This window comes from Chryseobacterium antibioticum (assembly GCF_012927325.1).
GTDB lineage: Bacteria > Bacteroidota > Bacteroidia > Flavobacteriales > Weeksellaceae > Chryseobacterium > Chryseobacterium antibioticum.
In genome coordinates, this window is the sequence record NZ_JABBGI010000056.1 from 1 (window position 1) to 7,713 (window position 7,713).

Annotated in this window: 3 protein-coding genes; all 3 read right to left on the reverse strand. The window is 41.8% G+C overall.

The genetic code is table 11. The features are described from left to right. Positions 1 to 425 precede the first annotated feature (425 nt). Genes HHL23_RS22015 through HHL23_RS22025 form a run of 3 tightly spaced genes read right to left on the reverse strand, consistent with a single transcriptional unit; the run spans position 426 to position 7,421 of the window. On the reverse strand, positions 426 to 2,996 hold the full coding sequence (locus tag HHL23_RS22015; RefSeq protein WP_169236885.1) for an alpha/beta hydrolase family protein: 2,571 nt from the start codon (positions 2,994 to 2,996) through the stop codon (positions 426 to 428). After that, positions 2,986 to 4,389, reverse strand: a complete 1,404-nt coding sequence (locus HHL23_RS22020; RefSeq protein WP_169236886.1) for a RagB/SusD family nutrient uptake outer membrane protein — start codon at positions 4,387 to 4,389, stop codon at positions 2,986 to 2,988. Before HHL23_RS22020 ends, HHL23_RS22015 begins: the two co-directional genes overlap by 11 nt. 17 nt (positions 4,390 to 4,406) lie before the next feature. Continuing rightward, positions 4,407 to 7,421: a SusC/RagA family TonB-linked outer membrane protein gene (locus HHL23_RS22025; RefSeq protein ID WP_169236887.1), complete on the reverse strand. Its 3,015-nt coding sequence runs from the start codon at positions 7,419 to 7,421 to the stop codon at positions 4,407 to 4,409. Positions 7,422 to 7,713 lie beyond the last annotated feature (292 nt).

Consider the following 7,713-nt stretch of genomic DNA (forward strand, 5'->3'; position numbering starts at 1 on the left):
ATTGATTGGGTTTCGAGGACACTCGACTTTTTTCTTTTAATACTCTTCCAATTCAAAAAGCAGTATTTACCTTTTAATTTGATGAGTTCTGTTGACATTAAAGAGTATTTTGATTGAATTGATTCGTATAACTGAGGTTCCGACTTTTTCTTGCCAAGAACCAAAGGACAGTATCAGGCAGATAAAACCGAAATCCTCCAAAATATTGGAGGATTCGGCTTGAAATCTTTTTGTCCGCAGGATTCAGGAGTTTCTGAAAAAATTATTGAAACCTGTGGAAAGAATTTTTTGAGATACCCAAAAAGATTTTTTTAGGTGAATGATGCTGTCCTAAATTTGCAATAATAAAAGTAAAAACCAGTGTTATAAATAATTGAATACATAACATTTGATACTGGATAGATTGAGATAAAAAGAATTGCTTTTCAATTATTCTTATAAAATACAAATGTAGATGGGGAATTCTTCATTTGTTTCTCAATCCATGGAATCTGTTTTTTTCCTTTCAGAAAATAATCCCACCAATCCTGTATCTTTAAGGCCAAGTCCTTCTCTGCCTCTGAACCTGTCGTAAAAACATGGGCCTCTCCCGGATAAAAAAGAGCCACTACGCCTTTTTTATTTCTTTTCAGCCCAATATAAAATTCCATCGTCTGATCCCATACAATCCTTTTATCTTCCATTCCGGTCCATAAGAGTATGGGGGCACTCACTTTGTGAACGTTTTCAATGGGGTTATTCTCAACATAAAGCTTTTTGTTCTCTGCAAACGAAGAATGCATATTGTACTGCCCCTCTTCAAACTGCCAGTAGAAAGGGGTAGATGATGTCTCATTATAGGAGAAATACATTCTTGTCAGATCAGCTGCTCCTGCTCCCGAAATATAGGTTTTAAAACGATTGGAACGGGTGGCTATAAAATTGGTGCGGTATCCTCCAAAAGAATGACCTATCAGTCCCACATTACCCAGATCAACATTCGGATGATCTTTTAACGCATCCAATGAACTCTCCACACAATCTAGTGCTGACCAACCCACCCCTAAAGAACCATTCACGATATCCGGCAGATACACAAAATAACCCTGCTCAAGTAGTTTTTTAATATCGAAGCCCACGGGAAAATTATTCAAAGGTGATAAATACTGGTTAGGATTTCTGCTCTGGACTTCATAAATATGCACGATCATCGGATATTTCTTATCCTCAGTATAGCCAATTGGGTAATACAAAAGACCCTTTAAGGGTTGATTATCCGTATTTTTAAAACTGATGATATCTCTTCTGATCAGAGCTGATGTTGTATCCTGGGTATTGCTTTGAAATATAACACTTGCATTCTCCTTTCCTGTCTCCTTATATACCATGCGTGGCGGATAATGAAGACTTTCTTCCACATAGACCGCATCATCTAAAGACTGGCCTGTCTTGTACCAGGTAATATTGGATTTAGAAGAAGCCATTATCTTTTTAAGTCTTCCGTTATCCCATTTAAAGAATGCCTTTTCAATACTTCCTTTTTTAGTGACCGAAAGCAATACCGGAAGATTGACATCCACTGTACTTTTACGAAAATTATACCCCGTCTCAGGATATAAATCATTTTCTTTCTTTGTCAGGATCTTTACTTCATTGTTATGATCCATATTCAATGCTGTAAACCGGCCTGTTTTAATATCATACTTCCAAAGGTCGCTACTGCTTTCAAAAAAGATCGTTTGACCATCAGGACTGAAAAATGCCTTTTTTAAATCCTCCTTCACTAACGGTAACATATCAAAAGTCTTCATATTAACCAACACCCAGCGTTCATCTGTATTTTTATAAAGAAAATATGCTCCACCATTCGACACTGAAATTTCAGCCTGCATGATTCCTAAATCTTTATAGCTGTCATTTTTAAGATCATAGATATAGGCATGAATCAAAGGAAACAAGGTGGTGTAGTTTTGCAGTTCATCCCGGTTAAACATCAAAAAATAGTTAGGACTATCCAGACTGACCACCATTGAAAAACGATCAGACGGAACTTTTTTTATGGTATTGCCACCTTTTTCCCACATCCAATACCTGAGCACTGAGGTTCCCTCCTCTTTGGCTTCCAGATTTCCGTCATTGCCATACCAGATATCAACCGTTCCCTTTTCTGCCGGAATATGCTTTATTCCGGTAATCATAATTTTTTTCCCGTTTTGGATCTCCGTAAAACGCAGATACTCACTTTGAGCAGCCTCTCCAATATCCGGAAACATCAGCTCTCCTTTCAGAACATCAACAAAAACAACCTTCTGGAACCTGCCTTCATTACTTGTGCCCCTTTTTATTTTCTCTTTAACGATCAGCAAATTTCCTGAGGGTATTTCTTCCATACTTGTCATTGCATCGGATGTCTTATACAGTGAACTCAACTTTTTATCAGCATAACAGATAAGCTCAGTCTTATGCCCTGTTTTCTTCACGATGAACAATTTAGTCCCCGATTTGTCAACCCTGAAATACTGTACTCCGCCTATAGCTGTTAACAGCTCAGACCGAGCATTATAGAGATGAAGAACACTATCCTTGGTCAGCAAAAAGTATTTTTCTCCTTTTTCCAGCACTCCGCTTTGGGTTATATTTTCTGCTTCATGATGATCCGAACTTATTTTCACTTCCTTTTTCTTTCCTGTATTAAGGTTCCATAGCACAGCCCTCCCCTGTCCTGATGCTAAAAGCTGATCATCTTTAACAAATGAATACTGAGTCATTTTGGTAAGTGTTCCTATCACTGCCTTCACCCCTGATTTATGGGTCCGCATGACCATGGCCGTATCATAATTGCGCCTGTACACTTTTGTAGCCACTAGCCACTCTCCATTATCAGAAACCTGATTGACGGCTATATTATAGTACTTAGAGGCTTTATCCTGAAGTGAATCTTTCCTCGCAGTCCCATAGCATACAATGCCCAGAAAAATCAAAAGAAGAATCAGCAGCCTGTTCACATTAATAGCCATTATTCTGAGGTTTAAGATTGGGATTAAGCAGAAGATCCTTCTGAGGAACAGGCCATAAGCTGTGAAAAGCTTTCCAGCCAGGTTTTACATCCTGTAAATCTCCAAGCCTGCCATTTCTTTTTAAGTCCAAAAAGCGGTGCCCCATTTCTGTAAAAAACTCCCTGCGGTTTTCAAGCAGGATTTCATCCAGCAACATTTCTTTTGAAACCGATGCTAAAGGACTCAATCCTGCTCTCTGCTTCACCGGATTGATATGCTGTAATGCTTCCCCTGTTTTGTTCTGCTGAGCCAGTGTTTCTGCTAGCAGTAAATACACTTCTTCCAGCCGAAACACGACAGAATCTTCCGTATCGTTATTCACTGTATTTTTATATTTACCCGCCCTATACCAGGTCTTCCCGTTTACTGTTACAGGAACCATCCAGCTTTGTTTTCTCAGATCACCTGAGCTGAATGCCCCTATCAGGTTTTCAGAAAGTGCATAATTCGTAGGAGCTGCCGCTGAGAAGTAATACAGCATGGCTTCTTTGGTCGGATCACCGGGACCCGCAGGTTTTAACTGCCACAGAATATGCCCTGAATTCTTCTGAAATACCTGGGCCAGATCATTCTGAAAACTATAAAGCGGACTTGCTGTAATTGTTTTCAGTATCCCTTCTGCATGGCTCCATTTCTGCTCCAGCATATATACTTTGGCCAGCATCAGCTCTGCCACCTTCCTGTTAGGAAATATCCTTTCTACGTCCCGATATCCATCCGACAGAAGCTGGATACAGCGGGACAAGTCTGTCTCGAGCCGTGTTAAGACTTCTCCGGCTTCCACTCTTGACAAAGACTGATTAACCGTATAATCTGTACTTATAGGGTAAGCAGAAGCTCCAAAGATCTGCTGCAGATAAAACAGCAGGATACTTCTTATCAGCAGTGCTTCCCCTTCTATCCTGTTCTTATCCTCAGCGGGAAGCGCTGATGCTCTGACACCTTCTATAATGGCATTGGCTGCATAGATATGCTGATAAGCCGTAGACCATATGGAATAGACCGTCGAATTGGTGTCGGTCTGCTGGTTATGATAAAGCGCCAGTACGCCATTGGTATCCGTTAAGGCATAAGAGTCCAGATCATCGGTATACACTCCAAGAAAAGGACCCAATGCCTCCCCTGAAAGCGGTGAATTATCCCTCAATCCGGCATAGAGTCCGGCCAGCGCAGCATTGGCGGTCTGAACGTCCACAAAGACCTTATCTTTCCCGATCTGGTTAGAAGGTGTTTCCACTTCCAGCATTTTCTCACATGAGAAAAGACATAGACAAAAGACCGCCAGTATCCAGCCGTATATACCGGAGACTACTCCTTTAATATATTGAGATATAAAGATTTTAAAATTTTTCATTGTTATTTTTTTAGCATTTAAAGTGAAATCAGTATTCCTAATGAATAGGTTTTAAGAGGAGGCAGATAGCCTATATTCCTGAACTCAGGATCCGGCCCAAAATACCTGGTAAAGGTCAGCAGGTTCTGTCCCTGAAAATAGACCTTCGCATTTTTAAGCCATCCTTTCACAGGGATCTGATAGCCCAGCTCCAGATTCTTAAGGCGTATAAAAGAAGCATCAGACACCGCTGCCGTACTGTTCATAAAAAAGACATGGAGCTGATTCTTTGTCCCATTGCTTCCCGAGGAATACGGCATGTAGGTGCCATCAGGATGGTCTGTGGACCATACATCCAGCACCTCCTTAGGCTGGTTATTCATGCTGCCCGGTATGGGCATGATATTATGGTAGTTCCAATTCTTCTGTTTGACAAACTGGAATAAAAATGAGAGATTCCAATTCCCAAGCCTCAGCGTGTTATTCCAGCCTCCAAAATACCGTACCCCAATATTTTCTACCGCTTTCCTGTCATCAGGAGCCGAGATCTTCCCGTCCCCGTTAAAATCTTTAAACCGGTACAGTCCTGTTGAAGGATCAATTCCTTCGTACTGATACACCTTAACCATGGTAATAGGCTGCCCTATCATATAGGTATTGGCATAGGTTGAGCCTTCCAGCCCCGGAAAGGAGACCAGTTTGTTTTCAGGAAAGCTAATATTGAGCCCTGTCTCCCACTGAAAAGATTTTCCTGAAAAAGGTTTTGCGGAAAGTTCCAGCTCCCATCCTGAGTTTTCGACCGTGGCATTCAAGTTGGCCAAAACACTTGAAAAGCCGGTTACAGAAGGAAGCTGATAGCCCACCAGCTGGCTTGAGGAGCGGTTGCGGTACCATGCTGCCGTCAGATTAATGCGGTTCCTAACAAACCCCAGCTCTAAGGCAGCTTCCAGTTTGGTGGTCTTCTCCCAGCTGTAATTGGGATTATACAGCCTTGAAGGATTCAAACCTGCTATATTATTATAAAGGGATTCTGAGATATCATAGGTATCCAGATATCCATAATCCCCGATATTGTCACTTCCTGTACTTCCATAGCTCGTACGCAGTTTTCCAAAGCTCAGCCATTTCTTATCCTTCAGGAAGGCTTCCTGAGAGAATATCCATGCTGCTCCAACCGCCCCAAAATTCGCAAACTTATTATTGGGACCAAAACGGCTGCTTCCATCTCTTCTTCCGGTCAGGTTAATAATATATCTTCCGGCATACTGATAGTTAATTCTTCCAAAAAAAGCGGCATAGCGGTATTCTGTCCTTATCTGATCGGTGATGATCTTGTATCTGGCGGCTCCTATATTCTCTATAAAGGCATTGCTCTCAAACCCAAACCCCTGCATCGAGCCCTGTCTGTTGACCTCACTCTGAAAAGTCGTTCCCACCAGTACATCAAAAGCATGGCGTCCTGTTTTCCTATGCCAGTTAAGCTGTGGCTCCAGAATATAGGAAAAGCGGTCCTGGCTGCTTTTATAAGATTGGGAGCTCGCACTGGACTGCCCCTGATAGGAGGCAGGATTATACATCGTATTGGGTTTTAAGGACCTTTCATCAAAAGATTGATAATTGATCCCACCACTTAGTTTCAAAAACCAATGTTCCAGCAGTTCATACTGCATATTCATATTAGTCAAAAACTGCTTGTTTTCATACGAATAGGAACTGTTATAAAGCCCTGCCGGATTATTAAAGGTATTATTCTCCCAGTTTAGGCTGCCATCCTCAAGGTATAATGCCGGAGCATCAGGAGGCAAAAGCAGAGACTGCCTGGTGATATCCTCACTGAGCAAATTATTTTTCTGAAGCGAGAACCTGTTGGAGACAGTCAGCTGAAAACGTTTATCTTCAGAACTATGGCTGATACTGCTTGAAATATGATCCGTCGTATATTTAAAATTTTTTGAAAATACGGTAGATTGTTCAGTATGTCCATAGCCTATCAGAAAACTGGTTCTGTCATTTCCTCCGCTTAGGGAAATATGAGTATTAAAAGCATCTGCCGTATTCCCGATAAGAGCCCTTCTCCAATCTGTCTTCCTTGTCTGATCCCATATTCCATTGATATCATACGCATTGGGCGGATATACAGAAACCCCATCATTTTCGTACGCCTCTCTGCGCATTCTGATATAATCTGAAGTACCTAACATCTTAAGGTTGCTGATTACAGAGCTCACCGAATACGAAGTCCCGATACTCAATCCCAGCTGCCCAAACTTTCCTGATTTGCCTTTTTTTGTGGTAATGAGAACTACCCCATTGGCTCCCCTTGATCCATAAATCGACGTGGCATCCGCATCCTTAAGAATCTCAATACTCTCAACATCGGAAGGATTAATACTGTTAAGCGGATTAATACTGCTGGCAGGAAGTATAGCTCCTGAAAACTGAGAGGTCATTTCACCTCCCACCGGAACCCCATCCACTACATAAAGCGGACTGTTGGCCAGTGAACGCAGGCTGTTCTTACCTCTTATCTGAATATCATAACCACCACCCGGCATTCCCGAGTTCTGAACAATATTCACTCCTGCTACCCTTCCCTGGGCCGCAGAGAGCACATTACCCACAGCCTGATTTTCAATATCCTTAGCCGATACCTTGGCAATGCTTCCCGTTCTCTCCCGATCCTTTACTTTATAGTATCCCGCATTCAGGACCACCTCCCCAACATTTGTCGTTGTCGTTTTATCAGCTAAGACTAAAGAAACATTCAGAACCGCCGAATTTTCAACTGAAAACCTCCGCTCCCCATAATCCGGATGACGGAATATAAGCACGGGATTTTCTCCTGTTACCCGCACTATATATGTACCGGAAGCACTGGTCAACGTTACTGCATCACCCCCCTCCTGAAATACGGATACTCCCTTAACAGGCAGATTATTCTCTGTGACTGTGCCTGAAATTTCGCGCACCTGTCCTATTGCTGTGCAAGACACCAGCAATGTGAAGCCAAAAGCCAACTGAATATGGCCTAGGCTGCAAAAGTTTTTTTTCATACTTTTGAAAAGTTTAATTTAATTAAGCACTTAGCTCTTTCCCTCCTAAGCTGTCAACTTTGCGGAAAGGGCTTTTCTCTTTCTTCTTCTATGGTTACCTGTAGTCTACACTTTCTGTTTCTTAAAAAATCTATTGTTTTATTTATCTACTAATCTCTAATTGATGAAGGCTCAGGAGGAAGTCTAAGCACACAGCATAACCTCCTGCCCTAAGCCCATCAATTGAAATATGAATGAAATTTGTGTCCCCGTGAAAGCTGTAAAGCCGCAATGGATTTTTCGCCCCATTGTA

What these genes read in the sequence shown, in the direction of transcription:
- HHL23_RS22020 (WP_169236886.1), bottom strand. Translation starts at nt 4,389, where the DNA reads ATGAAAAATTTTAAAATCTTTATATCTCAATATATTAAAGGAGTAGTC.
- HHL23_RS22025 (WP_169236887.1), bottom strand. Translation starts at nt 7,421, where the DNA reads ATGAAAAAAAACTTTTGCAGCCTAGGCCATATTCAGTTGGCTTTTGGC.
- HHL23_RS22015 (WP_169236885.1), bottom strand. Translation starts at nt 2,996, where the DNA reads ATGGCTATTAATGTGAACAGGCTGCTGATTCTTCTTTTGATTTTTCTG.